This is a genomic window from Streptomyces liliifuscus (genome assembly GCF_016598615.1).
GTDB lineage: Bacteria > Actinomycetota > Actinomycetes > Streptomycetales > Streptomycetaceae > Streptomyces > Streptomyces liliifuscus.
Genome location: NZ_CP066831.1, coordinates 7,636,491 through 7,661,532, shown reverse-complemented (window position 1 = coordinate 7,661,532; position 25,042 = coordinate 7,636,491). Strand labels below are relative to the sequence as shown.

The window sequence follows — 25,042 nt, the reverse complement described above, 5'->3', positions numbered from 1 at the left end:
TCTTCTCCGTCTCGACGACGACTCTGCTGGGAGTAATTCCGTGGCCACCTTCCTCTACCGGCTCGGCCGGTTCTCGTTCAGGCGACGACGGCTCGTCCTGATGCTGTGGATCGCGGTCCTGGCCGCCGTCGGCATAGGCGCGGCCGGTGTGTCCTCCAGTACGTCGGACACCTTCGCCATCCCCGGCACCCAGTCCCAGAAGGCGCTGGACCTCCTGGAGAAGGAGTTCCCGCAGGCCTCGGCCGACGGGGCCACGGCACGCGTGGTGTTCGAGGCACCCGACGGACAGAAGCTGACGTCCGCGGCGCACAAGGCCGAGGTCGAGTCGCTGGTCGCCGACCTCAAGTCGGCGTCCCAGGTGGCGAGCGTCGCCGACCCCTACACCGGCGGCACCGTCAGCAAGGACGGCTCCGTCGCCTACGCCCAGGTGACGTACAAGGTCGCCCAGGCCGACATCACCGACGCCGCCCGGGCCGACCTGGAGCACGTCGCCGAACAGGGTGAACGGGCCGGTCTCGCGGTCAGCATGGGCGGAACGGCCGTCACCGAGGAGTCCCACCAGAGCGCGGCCGAGCTGATCGGCATCGTGATCGCCGCCCTGGTCATGGTCATCACCTTCGGCTCGCTGGTCGCGGCCGGACTGCCCCTGCTGACCGCGCTCTTCGGCGTCCTCGCGGCGATCTGCGGGATCACCGTGGCGGGCTCGTTCATCGACCTGAGCTCCAGCACCAGCACGCTGGCGCTGATGCTGGGCCTCGCGGTGGCCATCGACTACGCCCTGTTCATCGTGTCGCGCTACCGCGGCGAGCTGTCGGAGGGCCACGAGCCCGAGGAGGCCGCGGGGCGCGCTCTGGGCACCGCGGGATCGGCGGTGGTGTTCGCCGGACTGACGGTGGTCATCGCGCTGGCCGGACTCAGCGTCATCGGCATCAAGATCCTCTCCGACATCGGTCTCGGCGCCGCGTTCGCGGTCGTCGTCGCCGTGGTCATCGCACTCACCCTGCTGCCCGCGATGCTCGGTTTCGCCGGTACGCGGATCTCGACCGGAAAGCTCAAGACGCGCCGTATGCGGGCGATCGAGCAGGGCGAGCGCGAACCGATGGGCGTGCGCTGGTCGCGGTTCGTCCTGCGCAACCCGGTGAAGGTCCTCGGAGTCTCGGTGGCCGGTCTGCTCCTGCTCGCCGTCCCGGCCCTGTCGCTGCAACTCGGCATGCCCAGCGACGCGACGGCCACCCCCGGCAGCACCCAGCGCAGCGCCTACGACACCATCACCGACGGCTTCGGGCCCGGCTACAACGGGCCGCTGACCGTGGTCGTCGACGCCCGCGGCAGCGACGACCCGAAGGCCGCCGCCCAGGACGCGGTGACCCTGCTCGGCGACCTGCCCGACGTCGCCTCCGTCAGCCCCGCGTCGTTCAACGAGACCGGTGACGTGGCCCTGATCCGTGCCGTCCCCGGCTCCTCCCCCACCAGCGAGGACACGGTCGGCCTCGTGTCCGACATCCGCGACCGGGGCGCCGCCCTGCACGACGACACCGGCGCCGAGCTGATGGTCACCGGCACCACCGCCCTCAACATCGACATCTCCGGCAAGCTCAACGACGCCCTGATCCCGTATCTGTGCGTGGTCGTCGGCCTCGCGCTGATCCTGCTGATGCTGGTGTTCCGCTCGATCCTCGTCCCGCTCAAGGCCGCCGCCGGCTTCCTGCTCAGCGTCCTCGCCACGCTCGGTGTCGTCGTCGCCGTCTTCCAGTGGGGCTGGCTCGCGGACGTCTTCGGCGTCGACCAGACCGGCCCGATCGTGAGCGTGCTGCCGATCTTCATGGTCGGCGTGGTGTTCGGACTCGCCATGGACTACCAGGTCTTCCTCGTCACCCGGATGCGGGAGGAGTACGTCCACGGGGCCGAGCCGCGGGAAGCGGTGATCGCCGGCTTCCGGCACGGGGCCCGTGTCGTCACGGCCGCCGCGGTCATCATGATCTCCGTGTTCGCCGGGTTCCTCTTCAGTGACACCGCGCTGATCAAGTCGATCGGCCTGGGCCTCGCCGCCGCCGTGTTCTTCGACGCCTTCGTCGTACGGATGACCATCGTCCCCGCGGTCATGGCCCTGCTCGGCCGCCGCGCCTGGGCACTGCCCGGCCGGCTGGACCGGATACTGCCCAACGTGGACGTGGAGGGCGAGAAGCTGCGGCACCTGCTGGAGAAGGACACCGAGAGGACCGGGGGCAGGGGCGAGGGCGAGGAGATCCCCGAGCCGGTCCACACCGGCAAGGGCTGAACCGGCCCGCACGCAAGGGCCAGGGCCGAACCGCCCGCGTAGGCGAGTCGGCGAGAGCCGAGCCGGTCGCCACCGGCCGCGGCCCGGCTCTCGCCACCTGCCCCGACTCAACTGTCCGCACCGGCCGGGGCCGAGCCCGTCGGCCGTACGATCCCAGCAGGGCGTACGGCCCGCACCGGCCCTGCCCACCGGCACTGCCCGCCGGTCCCACTCCCCCGGGGACCGGCGGGCGGCCCCCGCACAACGAGAGGCCGTCAGGACGTGACCGCACCAACCGCTCCCGGGCCCGGGCCATCGGCTCCTTCCATCGCGCCGGAGACCCTGCTGGACGGGACGAACCGGGGCTCGGACGTCGCGGTCATGAAGTGGCTCATCCGGACGAGGCAGGCGGACCTGGACCACCCGGGGTTCAGGCGCTGGGTGGTGCCGCTGCTCTGCGCCGGTCTCGGTCTCCCGGCCCTGCGGAACGCGGCGAACGGCATCGGAGCCGCCGTACCGACGGTGCTGGTGCTGATCGTCGCGTTCTGTGTCCCACTGCTGTGGCGGCAGCAGCGCCCCGTCCTGGTCTTCGCCCTCACCTCCGCCGTCTCCGCGGTGGCCCTCAGCCTGGACGCCGACACGGGCGCGGAGAGCGCACGGATCGTGGCACTGCTCAATGTGGGCCGCAGCGTCAGACCCGCCCAGCTGACGGTCTGTCTGGCGATCGCCGTCGCTCAGACGACCGTGGCGGTCGTCGTCCGCGGCGCCGAACAGCCGAACGAGCAGTTCCTGCAGACGCCGGTGCTGGCGATCGTGCAGTCGGCCCTCGTGATGGCGGTCGCCGCTGCGGGCCTGGTCGGCCGGGTCATGAACGCGTACATCCGGGCCCTGCACGAACGCGCCGTCCGCCTGGAGGTGGAGCGCGACCAGCGGGCCCGCCTCGCCGCCGCGGCCGAACGCGCCCGTGTCGCCCGGGAGATGCACGACATCCTCGGCCACACCCTCGCCGTGATCGTCGGCCTCGCGGGCGGCGCCGCCGGGCTCACCGAGGCGAAACCGAAGCGGGGCGCCGAGACCCTGCGCATCATCGCCGACAGCGGCCGCGGCGCCCTGGCCGAACTGCGCCGCCTCCTGGCCGTCATCGGCGAGGAACGCGACACCACGGAGGACACCCCGACGCCCGGCACGGGACACCCGCACCACGGCCCGCCTCTCGCCCCTCAACCGGGCCTCGCCGACCTCGACCACCTCATCGAACGCGTCCGCGGCGCCGGCCCCACCGTCACCCTGCACACGCAGGGCGCCCTCACCGGTCTCGCCCCCGGCCTCCAACTGGCCGTCTACCGCGTGGTCCAGGAGTCCCTGACGAACACCCTCAAACACGCGGCGCCCGACACGACGGTCCACGTCACCCTCACGACGGACGGCACGTCCGTACACGCCACGGTCGAGGACGCCGGCCCCGCCCGCACCCCGCACTCCCCCGACCCGCAGGACGAGGGCCGCGGCCTGGTGGGCATGCGCGAACGGGCCGCCCTGTACGGGGGAAGCGTCACCGCGGGCCCCAACACCCACGGCGGCTGGACGGTGAAGGCCCACTTCCTGACCACCACCACGGCACACACGGCACCCACGGAGAAGCGTCCCGCATGACGACTGTCCTCATCGTCGACGACCAGGCCCTGCAACGCCTCGGCTTCAGCATGCTCCTGGAGCAGCACCCCGACCTGACGGTGGTCGGCGAGGCCACCCACGGCGCCGAGGCTGTCCGTATGACGGCCGAACTACGCCCCGACGTCGTCCTGATGGACGTCCGCATGCCGGGCATGGACGGCATCGAGGCCACCCGCCGCATCGTGGAGTCGGGCGGCCGCTCGCGCGTCCTGGTCCTCACCACCTTCGACCTCGACGAATACGCCTACGCGGCCCTGCGCGCGGGAGCCAGCGGCTTCCTCCTCAAGGACGCTCTCCCCGACGAACTGACGGCGGGCATCCGGGCCGTGGCCTCCGGCGACGCGGTCATCGCCCCCGGCCTGACCCGCAAACTGATCGACGCCTTCTCCGCCCACCTCCCCGGCCACACCCCCGCCCAGGAACGCCAGTTGACCGCCCTCACGGTCCGTGAACGCGAGGTTCTGACGGCCATCGCCACGGGCTGGTCCAACGCCGAGATCGCCGCCCGCTTCTCGCTGGCCGAGTCCACGGTCAAATCCCACGTCAGCCATATCCTCGCGAAGATCGGGGCCCGGGACCGGGTCCAGGCGGTGATCTTCGCCTACGACATGGGGCTGGTGCGGCCGGCTTGAGCGGGCCCGGCCGATGACCGGTCAGGGACGCGGCAGGCGGGGGTGTTCGGGGTGGCGCAGCTGCTGGAAGGCCCGGTCGTGGTAGACCAGCGGTTCGCCCCGGCCGGGGAGGACATGGCGTACGGCGCCCACCAGGATGGTGTGATCGCCCGCGGGGTGGCGGGCGTGTACGTCGCAGTCCAGGACGGCGAGCGCACCCTCCACGGCAGGGAGCAGGCGCGGGGTGGTCACGGTGTCCTCGGCGTGGAACTTGTCGGCGCCCGTGGTGGCGAAACGGGTGGCGAGGGTCCTCTGCTCCTGGCTCAGCAGACTGACCGCGAAACCCCGGCAGTCCATGAAGGCCTCGTAGGAGCTGGAGGTCTCGGCGAGGCAGACCAGGACCAGTGCCGGATCCATGGATACGGAGCAGAACGAGGTGGCGGTGAATCCGTACGGGCGGCCGTCGGCGTCCTCGGTGGTGACGACGACGACTCCGCCGGCGAGCTGGGCCATGGCAGCCCTGAACCCCTCACGGACCTGAGTGGGCTCGACGTCGGCGACGGCCCGCCGATCGGTGCGGTTCACGGCAGAACCACCACCTGGGAGGCGAAGTTGAGGCCGGCTCCGAAGCCCACGAGGAGCGCGGTGTCCCCGGTGGAGGCCTCCTGGGAGGCGAGCAGCGCCTCCAGGGCGAGCGGTATGGACGCCGCGGAGGTGTTCCCGGAGCGCACCACGTCGCGGGAGACGGCGGTGGCGCCGGTGAGTCCGAGCCGCTCCGACATCAGCTCGATCATGCGGAGATTGGCCTGGTGGGGGACGAAGGCGCCGAGCTCGGCCGGCGTCAGCCCGGCCTCGCCGACCGTCCGGGCCAGGGCGGGGGCCACCTCGTCCATGGCCCAGCGGAAGACCCGGCGGCCGTCCATGCGCATCCATGGCCGTTCGGGGGCGGCCCCTTCGGCCGTGGCCCAGGGGGCGGTCATCCTCAGCGCCTCGCTGTGGGCGCCGTCCGCACGCCGTACGACCGGGCCGATCCCCGGTGTGTCGGAGTCGCCGACGACGACCGCACCCGCGCCGTCCGCGAAGAGGAAGGAGATGGTGCGGTCGGTGGGTTCCACGATGTCCGTCATGCGTTCGGCGCCGACGACCAGCACCCGGCGGGCGCTGCCCGCGCGGACCGCGTCGGAGGCCATGGCCAGCGCGTGGCAGAAGCCGGCGCAGGCGGCGGACAGATCGACGCCCGCGGCGGCGCCCGCGCCCAACTCGTGTGCCACGCGCACGGCGAGCGGCGGGGTCTGCACCAGGTTGGACATGCTGGCCACCAGCACGAGATCGAGTTCGGCGGGCGTGGTTCCGGCCTGTGCCAGGGCCTTCTCCGCCGCCGTGGCGGCCATCATCGGCAGGGTCTCGTCGTGGTCCGCGAAACGGCGTTCGACGATGCCGCTGCGGGTCTCGATCCACTCCTCGGTCGAATCGATGAGCCGGCAGATCTCGGCGTTGCCGACCACCCGGCGCGGCCGGTAGCCGCCGATCCCGAGAAGCGCGCTGTGGCGGGTCCCGGCTGTCAGGACGGTCCGTGTCATCGCCCTCTCCTCCGTATCGGCTGCGGCATCCGTGAACGGATACGTTCTTCGCGCCCAGCGTCGACGGGGACGGTGGAGAAGCCCTTGAGATCGACTCAGGGCGCGGATGACGGCGGTGAGCCGCGGCGGGCGGACGACTTCTGCGCAACTGTCCGCAGCGTGGCCCTTTTCACCATGACCCACGCATTGAGAACGCAGGAGGAATCCGCCATTCGCAAGAGATTTCACACTACGATGGCGGAGACTGGATGGCCGATGACCGGTTGATCGATTTGCTTTCCGGACGCCTGAAAAGGTAAAGAGCGGCTGGAATCGGCGGTGTTGAAACTCGTTCGACCCCGGGGGATTACGTGCACACCGAACTGGACACTCTCGCCGTCGCACCGTATGCCGAACCGGACGACGGCGTCGTCCCTTCGCGCAGGAAACCGCAGGCTGCACACATGATCACCGGCCCGTGGGCCGAGATCCTCCAGCGGCGCCGGGCCCTTCGGAGGGCGATCCGGAGCAACGGGGCCGCAGGCGGAGAAGAAAGCGATTGCCAGCCCATTACCACCGCTTCGAGCCGCTGACGAGCGAGTGAAAGCTGAACAATAAACTAGGGGGAAACGGCTCGTGATACGGCTGATCATCGCCGAGGACGTGCCCATGCTTCGCGGGGCACTGGTGGCGTTGCTGGGACTGGAACAGGACCTCAGCGTCGTGGCGGAGGTGGGCAATGGGAACGACATTCTTCCCACCGCGCTGGAACACCGGCCCGACGTCGCCGTCATCGATGTCGATCTGCCCGGTACCGACGGGCTGACGGCCGCCGCGAAGCTCCGTTCCTGTCTCCCCTCCTGCCGGGTCCTCATCATCACGAGCCTCGGCAATCCGGCGGCGCTCCGCCGTGCACTCGCCGCCCAGGTGGACGGATACGTGCTCAAGGACGCGCTGCCGAGCGAACTGGCCCAGGCGATACGCAAGGTGGCGGCGGGTCAGCGGGTCATAGATCCGCAACTCGCCCTGATGGCCTGGGACGGCCCGGCGCAGCAGCTGACGCCACGCGAGGTGGACGTACTGCGCCTGGCCGCCGCGGGCGAGGACGTACGAGTCATCGCGAAGGAACTGCACCTGAGTGTCGGCACGGTGCGCAACTACCTCACGACGATCGTCCACAAGCTGGGTGCCCGTAACCGGGTCGACGCGGTCCGGATCGCAAGGGACAACGGTGTCATCTGACCACCTCGCATGTCAGCACGCATGGTGATGTGTGGGCTGTCGCCCGGTACGGGCCGGAGGTCCGGCGGGCCCGGCCGGGAGTGCGGCGCGCAGATGGAACCAGCCCCACTCGGTGGTGACGGTCAGCCCGCCGCCGACGGCACTCAGCCGGTCGGCGAGATTGTCGAGGCCACCGCTGCGGCGGCCGGCCTCGGTGCGTGACGCCCCGGCCTCGACACCGTCGTTGGAGATCGCCAGCCACAGCTGTCCGTCGGCCTCGCCGAACTCGATGCGGCAGTGTCTGGCCGCGCTGTGGCGCAGCAGGTTGGTGACGGCCTCCCTGAGCACTATGGCCAGTATCGAGCCGGCGCCCGGGTCGATGTCGCCGGGCTCGCCCTCGATGGTGGTCTCCACGTCCGCCGCGTTGAGCACTCCGGACACCGAGCGCAGCTCCGCCGTGACGGACATGTTCCGGGAGCCACGGGCGACGGCCCGGACGTCGGCCAGCGCCTGCCGTGCGATGTTCAGCGTCTCGACCAGTTCCTTGCGGGCGCGCTCGTCGTCGACTCCCACCTTCCGCAGCGTCAGTTCACTTTTCAGCGTGATGGCGGAGAGGCTGTAGCCGAGCAGGTCGTGCAGGTCGCGGGCGAAGCGGAGCCGCTCCCCGGAGACCGCGGCCCAGGCCGTCCGATGACGCAGCCGGTACTGGTCGACGACGATGTCGCTCAGCCGGGTCAGCCCGTAGACCATCAGCCCGATGACGACGGTGGCGAGCGTCAGATAGGCCGACGCGGCGAGGGCGAACGTGGAGAGGGCGAGCGCGAGCACGGCGGAGGCGTTGAGGACGAAGAGGACCCAGGCGAGCGGCGAGCCCCGGAGCACGACCAGCACGGCCCCCGAGAGAAATCCGCCGAAGCCGCCCCACAGCACGCCGAACATGGGGAACGGCGTATAGGCCAGCGCGGCCTGCAGCACCAGCGTCCAGGGTCCGACTCTGGCCCTGAGATGAACGGCATAGGGATTGCAGTGAAATAGCTGCAGCCCGAAGAATGCGATCAGTATCAGCACGGCGCCCACGAGACTCAAGGACTCGTGGTGCCATTTCAGCAGATTCAGGATTGCCATCAGCGCATAGCCCAACTGGACCGCGCCAGTGATGAACAGGGCCAGTCTCAGCCCGGTCGCGCCTAATTCCACACCGATTCCCGATTCACGGTCATCGGATTCGTAGTGGTTGTCGTAGTCGTAGTCGTGGAGTCGATTCTTTGCGTAGACCACGTAGCTTTCCCCCTGCGCATACATGGACCGACCCCCGCAGTCGTTCACGAGGGCGTGCGAACAACCGTCACATCACGGATGTGGCCGGCCCGCCCTTCGGCGGGCCGTTTCCGCGAGAGGCACGCCACGGCGCGCGCCTGCGGACGTCGATCAGTCTGCGGTGGCAGCGACCGCCTGTCGCTCCTGCGCGCCCATGAGCTCACGCTCGTACACGCGCAGGGTGTCGATGAAGGTCTGCCGTTCGGCCGGGCTCAGTGGTTCGAGTGCTGCCCGCCAGGCGTTCACGCCGTTCTCCAGCCAGCTGCGCACCGCTTCCCGGTACGGCTCGGCGATGCTGACGATCTTGCGGCGACGGTCGGCCTCGTCCTCCTTGCGGTCCACCACCCCGTACCGGTTCAGCTCCCCGACGAGCAGGCTGACCGTGGCCGGGACCAACTCCAGCCGGGTGGCCAGCTCGCTGACAGCGAGCGGCCCGTCGAAGAACAGGTAGGCCAGCAGGGACAGATGGCGCGGAGCGAGGTTGTACTCCTCCAACTGCTGAGGCACCGGCGTGCGCTTGGTTCGTGCGACGACACGCGGCATGAGGAGCAGGAGCGTCCGGACCCCGTTGTCGACGCTCAGCCCTGCCCCCTGCCGACCATCGCTTGACATGACACAGCCCCCGCAATAGCTTTGCTTTGAAAGCAAAACAGATTTGTCTTGCTTCCCTTACTGCTCCCGAGCCTACCGGAAGGGCCGTCCCATGACGGTGGAAGAACAAGCTGATACGGCGCCCCCGGCGCAGTACAGCCCGAAGCGCTGGGCGACGCTGGCCGTCACCCTGTTCGCGGTGTTCATGGACATGGTGGACAACACCGTTCTCAACGTGGCCCTGCCCGCCGTCCAGGAGGACCTGGACGCCTCCTCCGCCCAGCTGGAATGGTCGGTGGCGGGGTACACACTGGCCTTCGCCGCCGCCATGATCACCGGTGCCCGCCTCGGCGACCAGCTCGGACGCCGGCGGATCTACCTCATCGGTCTCGGCGCCTTCGTCGTCACCTCGGCGCTGGCGGGCGCGGCGGCCAACCCGGAGATGCTCATCGCCTCCCGGATCCTCCAGGGCGCCGCGGCCGCGCTGATGGTGCCGCAGGTCCTGGCGATGCTCCAGGTGGACTTCCCCAAGTCCGAGCGCCCGAAGGCGATGTCCCTGTACGGCATGTCGCTGGCCGTCGGCGGCATCGGCGGCCCCCTGCTGGGCGGCGTCCTGCTGGAGGCCGACCTCTTCGGCCTGGGATGGCGGCCGGTCTTCTACGTCAACGTTCCCGTCGGACTGGCCGCGCTGGTCGCCGCCGCCATCCTCACCCGCGAGTCGCGCGTGGAGACCCGGGAGAGCTTCGACATCCGCGGCACCCTGATCGCGACCGTGGGCCTGATCAGCCTGCTCTTCCCGCTCGTACAGGGACGCGAACTGGACTGGCCCTGGTGGACCTTCGCCCTGATGATCGCCTGCCCGGTGATCCTGTGGCTGTTCATCCGCTACGAGCACCAAGTGATCGCCCGCGGCGAGTCACCGATCATCGACCCGGCGCTGCTGCACCACCGCAGCTCGCTCGGCGGCCTGCTCGTCGCCATCCTGTTCTTCTGCGGAATGGCCTACCAACTGGTCCTCACGGTCCACCTCCAGACGGGCGAGGGGTACTCCCCCATCCGCACCGCGGTGGCGCTGGTGACGTTCACCGTGGGTGTGGGCATCGGCTCGGCCGTGGCCCCTCAACTGATGCCGCTCGGACGCCGGGTGGTGCTCCTCGGCTGCGCGGTCATGGCCGTGGGCATGGGGGTCATCACCTGGACCGTCGACCACTGGTCGGGCTCGCTGGAGTGGTGGCACCTGGCACCCGGCATGATCGTCTCCGGTATCGGCCTCGCCATGGTCGCGGGGACGCTGCTCACCATCGTGCTGGCCCAGATGCCCAAGTCCTCCTCGGGCGCCGCGTCCTCGCTGATCAACACGTCCATCCAGATCGGCGTGGCCACCGGTGTCGCGATCGTGGGCACCGTCTACTTCACGCTGCTGGAGGACCGGCACTCGCCCACCGACTCGGCGGTCGTCGGCCTACTGACAGTCGTCGGCCTCTACACACTGGCCGGACTGCTCGCCCTCGTACTGCCGCCGGGACGGGTCGACGTGAGCGACGTCGACGCGGACGATACCGACTCCGACCACCACCACGCGACGGCCGCCGCCGGCACGGCCCTGCCCCCAGAGGCCGGGACGAAGGCGCGCGTCGCCCCCTGAGAGGGACCCCCGCCCTCGTCAGGGGTGCCCCCGCCGCGATCGATCGCGGCGGGGGCACCGGCATGTCCGCCCCGGATTCCCTCGACCGATCCTCGATCATCACGGACCACAGTGTGCGGCACAGGACCTCCGAAACCCCGAGGGCCTTCGGGACCTCGGGACCTTCAGGAAAGGAACGTGCCCATGCTCTCCACATCTTCGCGGCGCCTCGCCCGGGGCGGCCTCGCGACACTCGTCGGCGTGCTCGTGCTCCCGCTGATCGGCTCGGCGCCCGCCGGGGCCCAGCAGGACGCCAGAGGGTCGGCGAAGGCGGTCTCCATGACGGAACTCGACTTCCTGCTCGGCGACTACACCTGCGCGTACACCGACCTCACCCTCGAAGAGCCCACCACGGTCACCCTCAACTGGGACACCAAGAAGACCCTGGAGGGCAAGTTCTACGAGATGCACCTCAAGAGCCCCGCCTTCGAGGGGCGTTGGGTGTTCGGCCTGAACACGATCGACAACCAGTACACCTCCTTCTACTGGGACACCTGGGGCAACACCGGAACCGCGTCCTCCGCCGGCTGGAAGCGCGGCATGCTGCGCTTCCAGGGTCCGTACATCACGCCCGGCGGACACGCGGACAGCAAGGACGAGTTCCGGGTGGTCAACCAGGACCGGTTCACCGACGACGCCTTCATCCGCTTCGAGGGCCAGCCGTGGAAACAGATCAGCCATGTGGACTGCCGCCGGTCCTGAACCGCGCACGGCGCCCGCGCCGGCCCTGAACCGCACCGAGCGCCGCAGAAAGCCCCGCACCCGTCTCCCGGGCCGGGGCTTTTACATTCCGGCCAACAGGTCGATAAATGCGCGTTACATAAGGTTGCCCGCCCCACCGGGGGTGTGCCAGAATTCACATCCCCTGGGTGTGTCGCCCTGCACGGCGTCGCACAATATTGGCTTGTTCTCGCCCCACCTTTTCTCCCCGTGCCGATCACCCCCGCCGGGTATGAGGAATTCATAGGCACAGCCATGGCGGATTCACTATGTCGATCCGAAGTCCTCTGCGAGGCTCCCAATTGGAATTTTCCGACAGGGGGCCTGGATATGGAAATCGAAGTTTTGGGACCGCTCGACATCCGTCTGGACGGCACATCGATCGTGCCTAGCGCGGGCAAGCCTCGGCAGATTCTGGCACTCCTCGCACTGCGAGCCGGACGGATCGTTCCCGTACCGGTTCTCATGGAGGAGATCTGGGGTGACCGAATACCCCGGAGCGCACAGACCACCTTGCAGACCTACATCCTTCAACTCCGCCGCAGGATCAGCGCAGCCCGGCCGGACGTCCGACGACCGACGGCGAAGGACGTACTGTCCACGCGGTTCGGCGGATACCTGTTGTCCGAACCGGTGCACAGCAGCGATGTCGGAACGTTCCAACGGCTCACGGCTGAGGGGAGCGCCGCACTGGAGAGGGGCGAGGCCGGCCTGGCCGCCGACGTGCTCGGCCGGGCTCTGAGCCTGTGGCACGGCTCGGCCCTCATCGACGTACCGACGGGGCATGTCCTGGACACCGAGATCCTCGGCATCGAGGAGGCCAGGGCGCGGGCGCTCGAACTGCGGATCGAGGCCGATCTGCGGCTCGGCAGGCACGCCGAACTCCTCGGTGAGCTGCGGATGCTGGTCGCCCAGCATCCGATGCACGAGAGCTTCCATGCGCAGCTGATGATCGCCCTGTGCCGTTCCGGACATACCTGGCGAGCCCTGGACGTCTATCAGCAACTGCGCTCGGCGCTCGTCGGCGAACTGGGCGTCGAGCCGTCCGACCGGATACAGCGGCTGCACCAGCAGGTCCTGGGCGGAGGCCTGGACAAACCGCGAAGCACCTATGTGGAGCGCGATCTCGCCCTCGAACTGCGGTAACGCGCGGTTCGAAGCAGGGTGTTGAACCCTGCGCGCCGGTGAGAACCGGTCGCGCGCACGACGAGCGGGGCCGTCGCAGTACTGACGGCCCCGCTCGTCGTGTCAGGTGATCCGCTCCCCGGGTCAGGGCCTGCGGATCACCTTCGTCCAGTCCGCCCTGATCTCGGAGCCCTGGCCGAAGAGCCGGTTCTCGACCTTGCTGTCGGGGTCGAGGAACTTCTGCTCCACCGGCTCGCCGCGCCGCGGATCGAAGTAGAAGCCGTCCTTGTGCTTGAGCCGCACCAGCGCCCCGCCGTCGGCCGCGCCCGGCTTGGCCCCGTCCAGCAGACTGCCCAGCCCCATGCCGCAGGTCATCTGGTCGAGCTCGACCCGCTCCTCCTTGCCGCCGTGGTCGAGCGTCATGTACTTGCGGTCGAAGGCGCGCGTGCCGATCTTGTCGGTCTGGAGCTTCTGCCGGCCGTCCACGAACCAGGTCACTCGCTTGCCGCTCTGGTCCAGCCGGACCTCCAGTTCGTGCATCGCCCCCGGCTCCGTCCTGGCCAGCGGGATCGCGTAGCCGTACGAGGCGTAGTCCTCCGTGTCGCTCGGCAGGCGCTCGTAGATGGCGTAGACGGTGTCGTTCGTGACCGAGAAGTCGGCGATCGCCCGGGACTCGAAGTCGGCGGTGATCAGCGCGATCGAGGCGAGCCTGATGTCGGAGGCCGGGTCCTTGACGGTGCTCCCGAACGGGTTCTCGGTGCCGAAGGTCCGGCCCGCCACCTTGTGCACGCAGCTGATGGAGCCGGTGTCCGGCACCTCGAAGCCCGGGACGTTCTCGGCGGTGAACCGGTTGGGGAAGGCGATCCACTTGATGTGGTCGTCCGAGTCCGCGCCGCCGTCCGGTCCCGTGCTGCGCGCGTAGGCCGGGTCGCCCGTCTTCGGGTTGACGCCGGTGGGCACCACGTTGAGCACGCCGCCCGGCGTGGTGACGACGGCGTCCCCGGTCGGCCACTCCGCATCGCCCTGGAGCAGCCAGTTGCCGTTCTCGCCGGTGGTGAAGCCGTTGCCGTAGGTGTCCTGGAACAGGACGGTCCCGCCGCCCGGCCGTGCCTGCGATTCCGTCGGCGCGGACTGCGCGGTGGCGGGCAGGAGCGCCACCACGGCCGCCGCGGCCACCACGGCGTACGCAACCTTGTGTCTCATCGTTCCCCTTGCCACAACTACCCCCTGTTTCAGCGGTTTCCGGTTCCGCGACCGTGCCGGAAGGCACCGGAGTTTCTCTTGAGGACCGCTGCGGCCGGAGCTTCGACAGCTCCTCGACCGGGGCTCCAGCGGGGGCGGGGAGGGTGGCCTGGCGAGTCAGTTCCCGCACCTCAGGAAGGACACCCCGGACATGGAACGACAGCCCGACCAGCTGCTAGAGGTCAGCGACGAGATCGCCGCCGCGCTCGCGGAACGGCGTCCGGTGGTGGCGCTGGAGTCCTCGCTCATCACCACCGACCCCTCGTCCGAGACCGCCTCACTGATCGAGAAGGCGGTACGGGGCGCCGGGGCCGTACCCGCCACCATCGGGATCGCCGGCGGGAAGCTCGTCGTCGGTCTGACCGACTCCCTCATCGAACGCTTCGCCTCCACCAAGGGCATTCCGAAGATCAGCGCGCGGGACATCGGCGGCGCGCTGGCCGGCGGCGGCCTCGGGGCGACGACGGTGGCCGGCACCATCGTGATCGCCGAGCGGGCCGGCATCCAGGTCTTCACCACGGCGGGCATCGGCGGTGTGCACCGCAGGGGCGAGGACACCCTCGACATCTCCCCCGACCTGCTCCAGTTCCGCCGGACGAAGATGACCGTGGTCTCCGGCGGCGCGAAGAGCATCCTGGATCACCGGCTGACCGCCGAGTACCTGGAGACGGCCGGTGTCCCCGTGTACGGGTACCGCACCGACAGGCTCGCGGCCTTCGTGGTGCGCGAGGCCGACGTGCCCGTGACCCGCATGGACGATCTGCACACCGCCGCGCGCGCCGCCGAGGCGCACTGGCAGGTCAACGGACCCGGCACGGTGCTGCTCACCACTCCCATCGACGAGCAGGACGCGGTGGACGAGGCGGTCGTCGAGGCCGCCATCACCGAGGCCCTCGCCCAGTGCGACCAGGAGGGCATCGTCGGCAACGCGGTCAGCCCGTACCTGATGAAGGCGCTCGCCAGGGCCTCCGGCGGCATGCTGCCCAAGGCCGGCCGCTCCCTGCTGCTCAGCACCGCCCGGGTCGCGGGAGAGTTCTCCGCCGCCCTGAGCGCCGTACAGGCGGAGCGGTGACCGGCGCCACCGCCGCGGTGGACCGTGGGGTGATCCTCGACCTCGACGGCACGCTCGCGGACACCCCCGCCGCCATCGCCACCATCACCGCCGAGGTCCTGGCGGCGATGGGCACGGCGGTGTCCCGAGGGGCGATCCTCTCCACGGTCGGTCGGCCGCTGCCCGCCTCTCTCGCCGGGCTGCTGGGCGTTCCCGTGGAGGACCCGCGGGTGGCCGAGGCGACCGAGGAGTACGGGCGGCGGTTCGGCGCGCATGTGCGGGCGGCCGGCCCGCGGCTGCTGTATCCCGGGGTCCTCGACGGGTTGGACCGGCTGTCCGCCGCCGGTTTCCGGCTGGCCATGGCGACCTCGAAGGTCGAGAAGGCCGCGCGCGCCATCGCCGAACTCACCGGTCTGGACACCCGGCTGACGGTCATCGCGGGCGACGACAGTGTCGAGCGCGGCAAGCCGCACCCCGACATGGCCCTGCATGTCGCCAAGGGGCTCGGGATCGCGCCGGAGCACTGCGTGGTGATCGGTGACGGGGTGCCCGACGCCGAGATGGGGCGCGCCGCCGGCATGACGGTGATCGGTGTCTCGTACGGCGTGTCCGGCCCCGACGAACTGATGCGGGCGGGAGCGGACACGGTCGTGGACTCCTTCCCCGCGGCGGTCACCGCCGTACTGGACGGACACCGGTGAACGCGCCCCGCACGCCCCGCACCCCGCGTACAGGCACAAGCACAGACGCACCCCTGGACACCCCGAGGAAAGGAGCGGTTCCGATGCCGCGCAGAACGTTCGTCTCCCGGCACGGCCTGCTGCTCGCCGCCGCGGCACTGGGCACCGTCATGACGACGCCGGGGACCTCCACCGCCAAACCGGGCAACCGTGGTTACCGGATGGTCTGGGACGACTTCGCCGAGGGGTTCCGCACCGAGGGCGAGGGCGCCCGGTGGTTCCACGTGGCGGGCGGCCCCTACCGTGCCGACGACGGCATCGTCACCACCCGCCGGGGTGAACTGTCCGTGCGGGCACGCGGCAGTCACCCCGTGACCGGGGAGCCGGCGTTCACGCAGACCATCCCCGCCGAGAACCCGGTCGGCATGCCCGGCTCCGGGGACCATGCCAAGTTCATCGCGTACACCAGTCACACCGCTTCCAGCGGCCACCCTGGTTTCGACGCCCACGAGGGCTACGAGCTCCTCTTCGAGACGCGGCTCTCCGGCCGGACCTACGGCACCGCGGGCCACCCCTTCGGGGACGCGGTGCGGGATCCGGAGGACGATCTGCGGTTGTCCTCCGCGATGATGCTGACCACCGACCCGGAGACCTCCGTCTCCTTCGACTTCGTGGTCACCAACAAGCGGATCTACGCCTGGTACGGGCGCCCCACCTTCCTGCGCGGCCAGTTGGGCGACTACGCCTCGTTCGCGCACACCGTGCCGCTGGTGGCGCGGCGGCCCGGCGACAGCCACGACTTCGGCATCGCCTACGACCGCGCGGCCGGGGTGGTGCGCTGGCTGATCGACGGCGAGGAGCACTTCCGGGTGGACCGCATCGGGCACCGGCTCGACCGGTCCACCGCGACCCTGGACGAGGGCGGCGAGGAGACACTGGTCAAGCCGCGGCAGCTCAACGCCGGGCTGGGCCTGCTGACCCTGCTGGACGCGTCCTGGCCCACCGACAAGGGCCTCGTACGGCTCTCCGCGCGCAAGCACACCACGTACTACCGGCCCTCGGTCGGTGCGCCGCAGGAGCAGACCTTCGCAGACGAGGACAGCACCGACGCCGGGCGGCTCTTCGGACAGGGCGCGGCCGTGCGGCTCGGCTCCTACCGCGTGACCAGCAGGCGCTCGCGGTGACGCCTGAGGAGGTCGTCGGAGTGTGGCGGCTGGCCTCGTACACGGAGGTGGGCGAGGACGGGGGCACGGTGGCGGGGCCGTTGGGCGAGGCGCCGGCCGGGCTGCTGATCTACACCGCGGACGGTCATGTCGCGGTGAGCATGATGAAGACCGGTGAGGCCCCGGCCCTGGAGACCTACATGGGCTATTCGGGGCAGTGGCGGCTGGCCGGGGACCGGATGACGCACCGGGTCCAGGTCAGCGCCCATCCGCGGATGGCGGGCACCGAACAGATACGCCGCGTCACGCTCGACGGCGAAACGCTGTCGCTGCGCGGCACGGCCGTGACACCGGTGGGGGGTCGCGCGCCGGAACGCGTGCTCACCTGGCGGCGCGCGAGGCCCGACGGCATCGCGGGCGACCGCATCGCGGGCGACAGCACGGGATCCGGCAGCACGGCGTCCGACAACTCAGGGTTCGACAGCACAGAGTCCGACAGCACGGCGTCCGACGAGACGGCGGAACAGCAGGAGAAGGAGACGCACTGATGCCCAACTACGTGGACGCGCCCGAGGGTTGGTGGCGGGAGTTCATCATGGCCGATCCGCCCAGGACCGCGAAGGCCTCGGTGGTCCGCAAGGACGGCAGTCCCCATGTCGTCCCGGTGGGAGTCATCATGGACGGCGACGACATCATCTACACGTGCCAGAAGGACAGCGTGAAGGGCCGCTCCCTGCAGCGGGACGGCAGGATCGCGATGCTGTGGGACGACGAGCGTCCGCCGTTCTCGTTCGTGCTGGTGCGCGGGCGGGCGACGCTCAGCGAGGACATCGACGAACTGCGCGCCTGGACCGCCCGGATCGGTGGCCGGTACCACGGCAAGCGGCGCGAGGAGGAGTTCTCCGAGCGGTTCACCATCCCCAACGGCGTCGTGGTCCGGGTGAAGGTGGAGCAGATCGTCGCCAAGGTGAATCTGTCGGAGACCGTGAACGTGAAGGACGCGTAGCCCTCCCGGGGCCTGTGCGGTGACACAACAGTGCGGCGGAGCGGGCCGGTTGGCCGCTCCGCCGCACTGTTCTCTCCGCCGCACTGTTGGTTCAGGCACCGCACTTCCGGTAGAGCGCTCAGGCCGCCCCGTACCGGTCGTCGGCCGGTACCCGTCGCGCGGTCGTCCGCAGGTCGTCGACCTGCTGCCAGCGGTCGCCGTAGATGGCGTCCCGCATGGCCGGGAAGCGCAGGAAGTCGTGCGGGAAGCCCGGCTCCACACGGCTGACCCGTTCCAGGCCCGCCAGCCAGTCGTCCTCCAGCACGGCTTCGACGGCGCCCAGGTTGTCGGCGAGCTGCTCGGGCTTCGTGGCGCCGAGGATCGGCACCACGTTTCCGGGCCGGGACAGCAGCCAGGCCAGCGCCACCTGGGCGGGGCTGACTCCGGCGGCCTCGGCGACCCGTACGGTCTCCTCCACTACGTCGTCGCCGGGTCCTGTGCCGCCCTGCCCCCAGGCCACGTGGTCCAGCCGGCCCTCCTCGGACCGCAGGTACTTGCCGGTGAGCCGCCCGTCGGCCAGCGGGCCCCAGGCGAACACCGGCAGGTCGAAGGCGTGGGCCATCGGGAGGAGTTCACGCTCGACGGTGCGCTCCAGCAGGTTGTACCTGATCTGCAGTCCCGCGAAGGGCGACCAGTCACGCAGTTCGGCCAGGGTGTTGGCCTGGGCCACCTCCCACGCGGGCCAGTCCGACACACCGACGTAGAGCACCTTGCCCGCGCGCACCTGGTCGTCCAGCGCCCGCATCACCTCGGGCACCGGGGTGAGGGTGTCGCGGGCGTGCACCCACAGCATGTCCAGGTGGTCGGTGCCGAGCCGGCGCAGGCTCGCCTCCAGGGAACGCACCAGGTTCTTCCGGTGGTTGCCCGCGGAGTTCAGGTCACCCGGCCGCGTCTGCATCGTGTACTTGGTGCTGAGGACGAACTGGTCACGGCGCCCGGCGAGCAGCTTGCCGAGCGTCGTCTCCGCCGATCCGTCGCCGTACTCGTCGGCCGTGTCGATGAAGTTGCCGCCGGCCTCGGCGTACTGGTCGAAGATCCGCGCGCGCGTCGCCTCGGGGAGTTTCCAGTCGTCGCCGAAGGTCATGGTGCCCAGCGCCAGCCGGGAGATCCGGACCCCGGTCCTGCCGAGAAGCGTGTAGCGCACGGCTCAGTCCTTCCGGCTCAGTATGACCAGGGGGATCTTCCGCTCGGTCTGGGCCTGGTAGGCGGCGAAGGCCTGCACCTCGGCGGCGGCCTCGGCGAAGAGGCGGTCGCGCTCCTCGCTCCCGGCCGGCACCTCGGTCGCGACGGCCGAGTAGGTCTCCTCACCGGTCTCGACGGTCACCCGGGGATTCACCTTGATGTTGTGGAACCAGGCGGGGTGGGTGTCCGCGCCGCCGTTGCTGCCGAATATCAGCAGGCTGCCGTCGGCCTGGGCGAAGAAGAGCGTGGGCACCGTACGCACCACGCCGGACTTCGCCCCCTTGGTGGTGAGCAGGATGAGCGAACCGCCCTCGAAGGGGCCGCCGACCTTGCCGCCGTTCTGCCGGAACTCCTGCATGACCGGGAGGTTGTAACTGCCCGGGTCTCCTTCGGCGGGGGTGGTGGGCGCGGGGTCGAACTGGTCAGCAGCCACGGGGACTTCCTCTCGGCGAGACAAACGGAGGTTTCTCCATATCGATACGCGCGCCGAGCCTAAGCGGAGAGACTTCCGTATCGCAAGCAACGACCTCGTACGCCACTGGAGAAGGGCGAACTATGCTCACGGCCATGGCCGCAGCCCCATCCGAACGCGCCGACGCGGTGCGCAACCGACAGAAGATCCTGGCCGCGGCCGCCCGTCTGGTGGCCGCCGGAGCAGCGGAGCGGCTCTCCCTCGACGAGGTGGCCCGGGTGGCGGACGTGGGCGTGGGCACGGTCTACCGCCGCTTCGGCGACCGCGCCGGACTGGTCTTCGCCCTCCTGGAGGAACAGCATCAGCTGTTCCGCGCCCGGGTGGTGGAGGGCCCGCCCCCCTTGGGGCCGCAGGCCGACGCCGCCGACCGGCTGCGTGCCTTCCTGCACGCGCTCGTCGACCTCTCCGTCGGGCAGCGGGAACTGCTGCTGCTCGCCGAGTCCAGTTCGCCGCCCGCGCGCTACCTCAGTGCCTCCTACGACTTCCAGCACGCGCATGCCGGCCGGCTGATCGCCGAGCTGCGCCCGGACGCCGACGCGGACTTTCTGGCGGACGCGCTGCTGGCCCCCTTCGCGCCCAGCCTGATCGACCACCAGAGCCGGGTCAGGGGCTTCTCGCCGGAGCGCATCAAGGCCGGCTTCGACCAGCTCCTGCGCAGCACGCTGGAGCCGGGAGCGGTGACGACGGCCGCTGTCGAGCCGACCTCCAGCCGCCTTCCAGCGGAGGCCGGGACCGTGGCGGACGACGGGTGCGCGAACGCACGCCGCTGACGGCATGGCCGCCTAGGGCGTGTTGCGAAAGTCCCGCCGTCCGTCCGGAGGACGGGCCTGGCGGCGTCTGGTGCGTGCTCTCGGCGTGCCGGGCGGAAGGCCTCGTACTGGACGTACTTGGCCTTCCGCCCGGTGCGGCGAGAGTGCGTGCCAGGCGTCGCCAGGCAGGCGGGACTTTCGCAACACGCCCTAGAGCGCGACGTCCATGCCCACGGCTGCTTCCCCGCACGACGCGGTCCATGGGAGGCGCAAGGATGCTGGACACCGAGGAACTGGCCCAACAGGCCGCCGAATCCGCGCGAGGGGCCGAGGAGGCCCGCAAGCTCGACCCCGACGTGGTCAAACTGCTGGTCGAGGCCGGCTTCGCCCGGCACTTCGTACCCCGGGAGTGCGGCGGCGCCGAGGGCACCTTCGCGGAACTCACCGAGGCGGTGGCGCGGGTCGGCGCCGCCTGTCCCGCCACCGCCTGGTGCGCCTCGCTGGCCGCCAACCTGGGCCGGATGGCGGCGTATCTGCCCGCCGAGGGCTACCGGGAGGTGTGGGCGCAGGGGCCCGACGCGCTCGTCGTCGGCTCCCTCTCCCCCTTCGGACAGGCCGCCCCCGCGGCCGGCGGCTGGACGGTGTCCGGGCGCTGGCCCTACATCAGCGCCGTGGCGTACGCGGACTGGCTGCTGCTGTGCGCCACGCTGCCCGACGGGGCCGGGCCCCGGGTCTTCGCGGTTCCCCGGGACGAGGTGGAGGTCGTGGAGAGCTGGGAGAGCGTCGGTATGCGGGCCACCGGCAGCCACACGGTGGTCGCCTCCGGTGTGTTCGTTCCCGAGCGGCGCTCCTTCGCCCGCGCCGACCTGCTGACGGGCCGCCCCACGGCGTCCACGGCGCCCTGTCACACCGTGCCGCTGGAAGCTGCCAACGGTCTCTCGTTCGCCGGGCCGCTGCTGGGAGCCGCCGAGGGCGCGCTCGCCCAGTGGTCGGCGTACGCGGTGGTCAAGGCGCGCAGCGCGGTCCTGCGGCCCCAGGCGCCGGGCCCCAGCCGCGAGGCGCTCGCCGGTGTGCTGGCCCACTCGGCCGGGGAGACGGACGCCGCGCGACTGCTGCTGGAGCGGTGCGCGCAAGTCGCCGACCTGGGCGCTGAGGTGACTCCCGAGCAGACCCGGCGCAATCTGCGCGACACCGCCCTGTCGGTGCGGATGCTGGCCTCCGCGGTCAACCGGCTCGCGGCGAACGGCGGCACCACGGGCTACGGGGAGAGCGCCCCGCTGCAGCGTTACTGGCGGGACGTCAACACCTCGGCCACCCACGTGGCCCTCCAGTTCGAATCGGCGGCGCTCGCCTACGCCGAGGGACGCCTGTGGACCACGGAGACCGGCGGTCCGGCAGCCGCGCGGTAGCGGCCACGGAGCACGGACAGAGCCGGCCGGCCCCGGGAGACGGGGCCGGCCGGCTCTGTCACGGCAGTTCAGGCGGGATGTGGGGCACGCCGGCGCGGCGGTGGTGAACTCCACCACCGCCGCGCCGAGTTGTGCTGCCAGGACGGCTCTCAGACGTGGGAGAGAAGACGGCTCTCAGGCGTGTGAGAGGGGAAGTACACCGCCGTTGTACTCGACCATCTCGCCGAAGACCGACACGACGTCGAGGGCGCTGCCGAGTTCTTCGCCGGCCAGTTCCGAGTAGGCCCGGTGCAGGTTGGCCACCAACCGCTCGGGATCGCGCAGGTCGCCGTACGGACCGGGCCCCGTCTCGCGGGCGAGCTGGAGGGGGGTGAGCCCCGCCGCCCTGCCCTTGGCGGCAAGCTCCGTCAGCCAGTGGAAGTACTCCTCGGTCTGTGTCAGCGCCTCGGGGCCGCTGACGGGGCCGTGGCCGCCGACGACGGTCCGCGGGTCCAGCTTCCGCAGGAGTTCCAGGGTGGCGAGGGAACCCGCGACGGATCCCATCAGCACGAACGGCGTACAGCCGGGAAGCACCACGTCGCCGGCGAACAGCACGCGCTCCTCGGGCAGCCACACCAGCGTGTCGTTGGTGGTGTGCGCGGGGCCCGGATGGATCAGCTCGATCCGGCGCTCCCCCTGGTGGAGGGTGAGCCCCTGGCGGTACGTCAGGTCGGGCAGCATCAACTCGATGCCGCCCCACTCGACGTCGGGCCACAGCGCGGTCAGACCGAGTCCGGCTGCCGCCATCTCCGTACGGGTGCGCTCGTGCGCGACGACGACGGTGCCCGGGCCCGCCAGTACGGCGTTGCCGAAGGTGTGGTCGCCGTGGAAGTGGGTGTTGACGATCAACCGCGGGGACTCGGGCGTGAGCCCGGCGAGGGCGGTCCGCATGGCGCGGGCCCGCCCCTGGGTGGCGGCCGTGTCGACCAGGACGGGTCCACCGCCCCGCCCCGGTTCCAGCAGGATGCCCGCGTTGCTGACGCACCAGCCGCCGTCGGGCTGGATGTACGCGAACACACCGTCCGCCAGCTCTTCCAGCCTTCCCGGGGTGGCGGTCCGGGCCCCGGTCACAGTACGACCACTCACTCGGCGGCCCCCTGACCGAGATGGCTCCGGGCCGTCCGAAGGGTGCCCCGGCTGTTGGCGCCGATGATGTCCCGGGCCTTGACGAGTGCCTCGGCGATGGTGGTGCCCGGTCCGAAGACGCTCTCCACCGCGGCAGGATCAAGGGCCACCGTGTGCCGGGCGGTGACCAGGGTGCCCTCGGGACCGCTGCTGAAGAGCCACTCCCCGGAGTGGGCCAGCAGTCCGCGCGGCGGGGTGGTCTGCTTGTAGACGATCCGCTCGCCCTCGAAGCACAGCCGCACCGACTGGGTGGTGTGCTTGCTGCCGTCCGCGGCGGAGGTCTCCATGTCCATCGTCTGCACCTCCGCGCCCGCGGTGGCGGCCTCCGCCGGGACTGTCTCCAGGTCGAGCCCGGCCACGTGCGGCAGCCGCTCCGGCCACAGATCGGCGCGGTACAGGAAGTCGTAGACCTCCGCGGCCGGCGCGGCTATGAGCTCGTCGTCGCTGAAGGTCAGGATCAACTCGTCCGGCTCCTCGGGGCGTTCCGCCCAGGACCGGAGCGCCCCGATCTCGACGGTGCTGTTGGAGTCCAGCGCGGCGGCGATGCGGTCGGCCGCGCCCGGATCGCCTTCGGTCGTCCACCGGTGCCCCAATTCCAGCCGCCCGGGGCTGCCCGGCGAGGCGTCCTGGAACCGCCAGTGGCCCGACATCTCCGTGAGCGGCGCGGCCGGGGTCTCCTGTGCGAAGTCGATCCGGTTGCCCGCCGGGTCGAGCACCCGCCGCGAGGTCCAGCTGCGCACCCCGTTGCCGACCACCGCCCAGAGCCTGATGCGCTGGATGTCGCCGGTGCGTTCCAGTTCCTGGGACCAGATGCAGGGCGCGAAGAGCAGCGGCCAGCGGCCGACGTCCTCGATGAGCGCGTAGGCGCGGCGGGCCGACGCGGCCAGCTCGGTCACGTGCTCGGCGCTGCGGGTGGGGCTGTCCGCGGTCCTCTCGTGCGTCTCCGTGTCCACGCGGTCGTTCTCCTCAATCTCAGTGATGTGCGAGATCTCAGTGATGTGCGGGGCGGCTCAGTAGTTTCCGAGACCGCCGCAGACGTTGATCGCCTGCGCGGTGACGGCCGCCGCCGCGTCCGAGACCAGATACGCCACCATGGCGGCGACCTCGTCGGGGTCGGTGTAGCGGCCGAGGGGGATCTTGGCGTTGAACCGCTCCAGGACCTCGTCCTCGGTGGTGTTCCAGATACGGGCGTAGTGCTGGCGCACGTTGCCCGCCATGGGCGTCTCCACATAGCCGGGGCAGACCGCGTTGACGGTGATTCCGCTCTTGGCCAGCTCAAGACCGAGGGCCTTGGTGAACCCGACCACGCCGTGCTTGGAGGCCGAGTAGGGAGCCCCGAACACGACGCCCTGCTTGCCGCCCGTGGAGGCGATGCTGACGATCCTGGCGCGCTTCAGCTCACGCATCCGGCCGGTGGTCAGCACCTGCTTGGTGACCAGGAAGACGCTGTTGAGGTTGGTGTTGATGACGTCGAACCAGAGCTCGTCGGGGATCTCCGCGGTGACGCCGCCGCCGCTGCGCCCGGCGTTGTTCACCAGGACCTCCACGGGACCGAACCGGTCGACGGCGGCCTGGACGAACCGCTGCACACTGTCCGCCGAGGTCACGTCGCACACGGTTCCGTCGGCCGTCACACCGCTCTCCTGGAGCTCCTTGACGGTCTGGGTGAGGGCTTCCTCGTCCCGGGCGCAGAGGTAGACGGGGTGTCCGAGCGCGCCCAGGGAGGCCGCGACGGACCGTCCGATGCCCCGGGTCGCTCCGGTGACGACGGCAGTGCCCCGGGGGGCCTGTTCCTGCTCCATGGTGTCGGGCCCGTTCTCTCAGGCGGCCTGGGCCGCAGCGTGGTTGACCCGGTCGAGGAACTCCCGGGGCGTCTCTATCCCGGTGACCTCCTCGTCGGTGAGCTCGACCCCGAACCGGTGCTTCATCAGGGCCGCCGTCTCCAGCAGCGCCAGCGAGTCGTAGCCGAGGTCGGTGAAGGGCAGGTCCAGGTTCTGGCCGTTGAGCGTGACGTCGTCGTCGGCGCCGGCGCACTCGGTGAGCACGAGGACCAGGTCGTCGAGGGTGATGGTCATGAGATGAACTCCTCGCATACGGAATCGGATGGGGGTGGGGGTGAGGTTCCA

25 protein-coding genes are annotated in these 25,042 nt (G+C 70.5%); 14 read left to right on the top strand and 11 right to left on the bottom strand.

What is annotated here, in order from left to right:
* Nucleotides 1-40: 40 nt before the first annotated feature.
* From JEQ17_RS32940 to JEQ17_RS32930, 3 genes are all read left to right on the top strand, one after another.
* On the top strand, nucleotides 41-2,278 hold the full coding sequence (locus JEQ17_RS32940) for an MMPL family transporter (protein WP_200398647.1): 2,238 nt from the start codon (nucleotides 41-43) through the stop codon (nucleotides 2,276-2,278).
* 261 nt (nucleotides 2,279-2,539) lie between these two features.
* On the top strand, nucleotides 2,540-3,910 hold the full coding sequence (locus JEQ17_RS32935) for a sensor histidine kinase (RefSeq protein WP_200398646.1): 1,371 nt from the start codon (nucleotides 2,540-2,542) through the stop codon (nucleotides 3,908-3,910).
* Nucleotides 3,907-4,563, top strand: a complete 657-nt coding sequence (locus tag JEQ17_RS32930; RefSeq protein ID WP_200398645.1) for a response regulator — start codon at nucleotides 3,907-3,909, stop codon at nucleotides 4,561-4,563. Before JEQ17_RS32935 ends, JEQ17_RS32930 begins: the two co-directional genes overlap by 4 nt.
* A gap of 21 nt (nucleotides 4,564-4,584) precedes the next feature.
* Here the strand turns inward: JEQ17_RS32930 and JEQ17_RS32925 are convergent, their stop codons facing one another.
* Complete coding sequence (locus JEQ17_RS32925; RefSeq protein ID WP_234048470.1) at nucleotides 4,585-5,127, bottom strand: flavin reductase family protein; 543 nt, start codon at nucleotides 5,125-5,127, stop codon at nucleotides 4,585-4,587.
* Entirely contained in the window at nucleotides 5,124-6,122 is a 999-nt protein-coding gene (locus JEQ17_RS32920) for a beta-ketoacyl-ACP synthase 3 (protein ID WP_200398644.1), read from the bottom strand. Before JEQ17_RS32920 ends, JEQ17_RS32925 begins: the two co-directional genes overlap by 4 nt.
* Nucleotides 6,123-6,737: 615 nt before the next feature.
* Here JEQ17_RS32920 and JEQ17_RS32915 point away from each other — a divergent pair.
* Complete coding sequence (locus JEQ17_RS32915; RefSeq protein ID WP_200398643.1) at nucleotides 6,738-7,343, top strand: response regulator transcription factor; 606 nt, start codon at nucleotides 6,738-6,740, stop codon at nucleotides 7,341-7,343.
* Between the two features lie 12 nt (nucleotides 7,344-7,355).
* Here the strand turns inward: JEQ17_RS32915 and JEQ17_RS32910 are convergent, their stop codons facing one another.
* A complete protein-coding gene (locus JEQ17_RS32910; RefSeq protein ID WP_200398642.1) occupies nucleotides 7,356-8,600 on the bottom strand; it encodes a sensor histidine kinase in 1,245 nt (414 codons plus the stop codon).
* Between the two features lie 150 nt (nucleotides 8,601-8,750).
* Nucleotides 8,751-9,251: a MarR family winged helix-turn-helix transcriptional regulator gene (locus tag JEQ17_RS32905; protein ID WP_200398641.1), complete on the bottom strand. Its 501-nt coding sequence runs from the start codon at nucleotides 9,249-9,251 to the stop codon at nucleotides 8,751-8,753.
* 91 nt (nucleotides 9,252-9,342) lie between these two features.
* Here JEQ17_RS32905 and JEQ17_RS32900 point away from each other — a divergent pair, with 91 nt between their 5' ends.
* The 3 genes from JEQ17_RS32900 to JEQ17_RS32890 all read left to right on the top strand — a co-directional run bounded on the left by JEQ17_RS32900 (nucleotide 9,343) and on the right by JEQ17_RS32890 (nucleotide 12,780).
* On the top strand, nucleotides 9,343-10,875 hold the full coding sequence (locus tag JEQ17_RS32900) for an MFS transporter (protein WP_200398640.1): 1,533 nt from the start codon (nucleotides 9,343-9,345) through the stop codon (nucleotides 10,873-10,875).
* A 183-nt stretch (nucleotides 10,876-11,058) separates the two neighbouring features.
* The gene (locus JEQ17_RS32895; RefSeq protein WP_200398639.1) at nucleotides 11,059-11,616 is read left to right on the top strand and encodes a hypothetical protein; all 558 of its coding nucleotides are present in this window, start codon (nucleotides 11,059-11,061) and stop codon (nucleotides 11,614-11,616) included.
* A gap of 348 nt (nucleotides 11,617-11,964) precedes the next feature.
* Nucleotides 11,965-12,780 carry an AfsR/SARP family transcriptional regulator gene (locus JEQ17_RS32890; RefSeq protein WP_200398638.1) on the top strand — a complete coding sequence of 272 codons (816 nt, stop codon included), beginning with the start codon at nucleotides 11,965-11,967 and terminating at the stop codon, nucleotides 12,778-12,780.
* A gap of 123 nt (nucleotides 12,781-12,903) precedes the next feature.
* On the opposite strand, the gene JEQ17_RS32885 is transcribed toward JEQ17_RS32890, so the two are convergent.
* A complete protein-coding gene (locus JEQ17_RS32885; protein WP_234048469.1) occupies nucleotides 12,904-13,962 on the bottom strand; it encodes a DUF6081 family protein in 1,059 nt (352 codons plus the stop codon).
* Between the two features lie 190 nt (nucleotides 13,963-14,152).
* Here JEQ17_RS32885 and JEQ17_RS32880 point away from each other — a divergent pair, with 190 nt between their 5' ends.
* The 5 genes from JEQ17_RS32880 to JEQ17_RS32860 all read left to right on the top strand — a co-directional run bounded on the left by JEQ17_RS32880 (nucleotide 14,153) and on the right by JEQ17_RS32860 (nucleotide 17,901).
* Nucleotides 14,153-15,073 carry a pseudouridine-5'-phosphate glycosidase gene (locus tag JEQ17_RS32880; protein WP_200398636.1) on the top strand — a complete coding sequence of 307 codons (921 nt, stop codon included), beginning with the start codon at nucleotides 14,153-14,155 and terminating at the stop codon, nucleotides 15,071-15,073.
* On the top strand, nucleotides 15,070-15,753 hold the full coding sequence (locus JEQ17_RS32875; RefSeq protein ID WP_200398635.1) for an HAD family hydrolase: 684 nt from the start codon (nucleotides 15,070-15,072) through the stop codon (nucleotides 15,751-15,753). Before JEQ17_RS32880 ends, JEQ17_RS32875 begins: the two co-directional genes overlap by 4 nt.
* A gap of 83 nt (nucleotides 15,754-15,836) precedes the next feature.
* A complete protein-coding gene (locus JEQ17_RS32870) occupies nucleotides 15,837-16,916 on the top strand; it encodes a DUF6081 family protein (protein ID WP_200398634.1) in 1,080 nt (359 codons plus the stop codon).
* Complete coding sequence (locus tag JEQ17_RS32865; protein WP_200398633.1) at nucleotides 16,913-17,443, top strand: lipocalin-like domain-containing protein; 531 nt, start codon at nucleotides 16,913-16,915, stop codon at nucleotides 17,441-17,443. The genes JEQ17_RS32870 and JEQ17_RS32865 overlap by 4 nt, the downstream gene beginning before the upstream one ends.
* A complete protein-coding gene (locus tag JEQ17_RS32860) occupies nucleotides 17,443-17,901 on the top strand; it encodes a PPOX class F420-dependent oxidoreductase (RefSeq protein ID WP_200398632.1) in 459 nt (152 codons plus the stop codon). Before JEQ17_RS32865 ends, JEQ17_RS32860 begins: the two co-directional genes overlap by 1 nt.
* A gap of 118 nt (nucleotides 17,902-18,019) precedes the next feature.
* Here JEQ17_RS32860 and JEQ17_RS32855 read toward each other — a convergent pair whose 3' ends face one another.
* The gene (locus JEQ17_RS32855; protein ID WP_200398631.1) at nucleotides 18,020-19,084 is read right to left on the bottom strand and encodes an aldo/keto reductase; all 1,065 of its coding nucleotides are present in this window, start codon (nucleotides 19,082-19,084) and stop codon (nucleotides 18,020-18,022) included.
* 3 nt (nucleotides 19,085-19,087) lie between these two features.
* Entirely contained in the window at nucleotides 19,088-19,555 is a 468-nt protein-coding gene (locus JEQ17_RS32850) for a nitroreductase/quinone reductase family protein (protein WP_234048468.1), read from the bottom strand.
* A gap of 134 nt (nucleotides 19,556-19,689) precedes the next feature.
* Between JEQ17_RS32850 and JEQ17_RS32845 the strand changes: the two genes are divergently transcribed.
* The gene (locus tag JEQ17_RS32845; RefSeq protein WP_234048467.1) at nucleotides 19,690-20,364 is read left to right on the top strand and encodes a TetR/AcrR family transcriptional regulator; all 675 of its coding nucleotides are present in this window, start codon (nucleotides 19,690-19,692) and stop codon (nucleotides 20,362-20,364) included.
* A gap of 254 nt (nucleotides 20,365-20,618) precedes the next feature.
* Nucleotides 20,619-21,752 (top strand): acyl-CoA dehydrogenase family protein, encoded by a 1,134-nt coding sequence (locus JEQ17_RS32840; RefSeq protein WP_200398629.1) that lies wholly within the window; start codon nucleotides 20,619-20,621, stop codon nucleotides 21,750-21,752.
* A 174-nt stretch (nucleotides 21,753-21,926) separates the two neighbouring features.
* Here JEQ17_RS32840 and JEQ17_RS32835 read toward each other — a convergent pair whose 3' ends face one another.
* The 4 genes from JEQ17_RS32835 to JEQ17_RS32820 are packed head-to-tail and all read right to left on the bottom strand — an operon-like array spanning nucleotide 21,927 to nucleotide 24,991.
* On the bottom strand, nucleotides 21,927-22,877 hold the full coding sequence (locus JEQ17_RS32835) for an MBL fold metallo-hydrolase (RefSeq protein ID WP_234048466.1): 951 nt from the start codon (nucleotides 22,875-22,877) through the stop codon (nucleotides 21,927-21,929).
* A complete protein-coding gene (locus JEQ17_RS32830; protein ID WP_200398628.1) occupies nucleotides 22,874-23,869 on the bottom strand; it encodes an aromatase/cyclase in 996 nt (331 codons plus the stop codon). Before JEQ17_RS32830 ends, JEQ17_RS32835 begins: the two co-directional genes overlap by 4 nt.
* Before the next feature lie 57 nt (nucleotides 23,870-23,926).
* Nucleotides 23,927-24,718, bottom strand: coding sequence for an SDR family NAD(P)-dependent oxidoreductase (locus JEQ17_RS32825; RefSeq protein ID WP_200398627.1), 792 nt, complete (start codon nucleotides 24,716-24,718; stop codon nucleotides 23,927-23,929).
* Between the two features lie 18 nt (nucleotides 24,719-24,736).
* Entirely contained in the window at nucleotides 24,737-24,991 is a 255-nt protein-coding gene (locus JEQ17_RS32820) for a phosphopantetheine-binding protein (RefSeq protein WP_200398626.1), read from the bottom strand.
* Between the last annotated feature and the right edge of the window lie 51 nt (nucleotides 24,992-25,042).

Bases quoted from the DNA above. Each gene is read 5' to 3' on its own strand.
- JEQ17_RS32900 (WP_200398640.1), top strand. From the start codon at position 9,343: ATGACGGTGGAAGAACAAGCTGATACGGCGCCCCCGGCGCAGTACAGC.
- JEQ17_RS32845 (WP_234048467.1), top strand. From the start codon at position 19,690: ATGGCCGCAGCCCCATCCGAACGCGCCGACGCGGTGCGCAACCGACAG.
- JEQ17_RS32885 (WP_234048469.1), bottom strand. From the start codon at position 13,962: ATGAGACACAAGGTTGCGTACGCCGTGGTGGCCGCGGCGGCCGTGGTG.
- JEQ17_RS32905 (WP_200398641.1), bottom strand. From the start codon at position 9,251: ATGTCAAGCGATGGTCGGCAGGGGGCAGGGCTGAGCGTCGACAACGGG.
- JEQ17_RS32860 (WP_200398632.1), top strand. From the start codon at position 17,443: ATGCCCAACTACGTGGACGCGCCCGAGGGTTGGTGGCGGGAGTTCATC.
- JEQ17_RS32890 (WP_200398638.1), top strand. From the start codon at position 11,965: ATGGAAATCGAAGTTTTGGGACCGCTCGACATCCGTCTGGACGGCACA.
- JEQ17_RS32920 (WP_200398644.1), bottom strand. From the start codon at position 6,122: ATGACACGGACCGTCCTGACAGCCGGGACCCGCCACAGCGCGCTTCTC.
- JEQ17_RS32870 (WP_200398634.1), top strand. From the start codon at position 15,837: ATGCCGCGCAGAACGTTCGTCTCCCGGCACGGCCTGCTGCTCGCCGCC.
- JEQ17_RS32840 (WP_200398629.1), top strand. From the start codon at position 20,619: ATGCTGGACACCGAGGAACTGGCCCAACAGGCCGCCGAATCCGCGCGA.
- JEQ17_RS32895 (WP_200398639.1), top strand. From the start codon at position 11,059: ATGCTCTCCACATCTTCGCGGCGCCTCGCCCGGGGCGGCCTCGCGACA.
- JEQ17_RS32820 (WP_200398626.1), bottom strand. From the start codon at position 24,991: ATGACCATCACCCTCGACGACCTGGTCCTCGTGCTCACCGAGTGCGCC.
- JEQ17_RS32825 (WP_200398627.1), bottom strand. From the start codon at position 24,718: ATGGAGCAGGAACAGGCCCCCCGGGGCACTGCCGTCGTCACCGGAGCG.
- JEQ17_RS32930 (WP_200398645.1), top strand. From the start codon at position 3,907: ATGACGACTGTCCTCATCGTCGACGACCAGGCCCTGCAACGCCTCGGC.
- JEQ17_RS32880 (WP_200398636.1), top strand. From the start codon at position 14,153: ATGGAACGACAGCCCGACCAGCTGCTAGAGGTCAGCGACGAGATCGCC.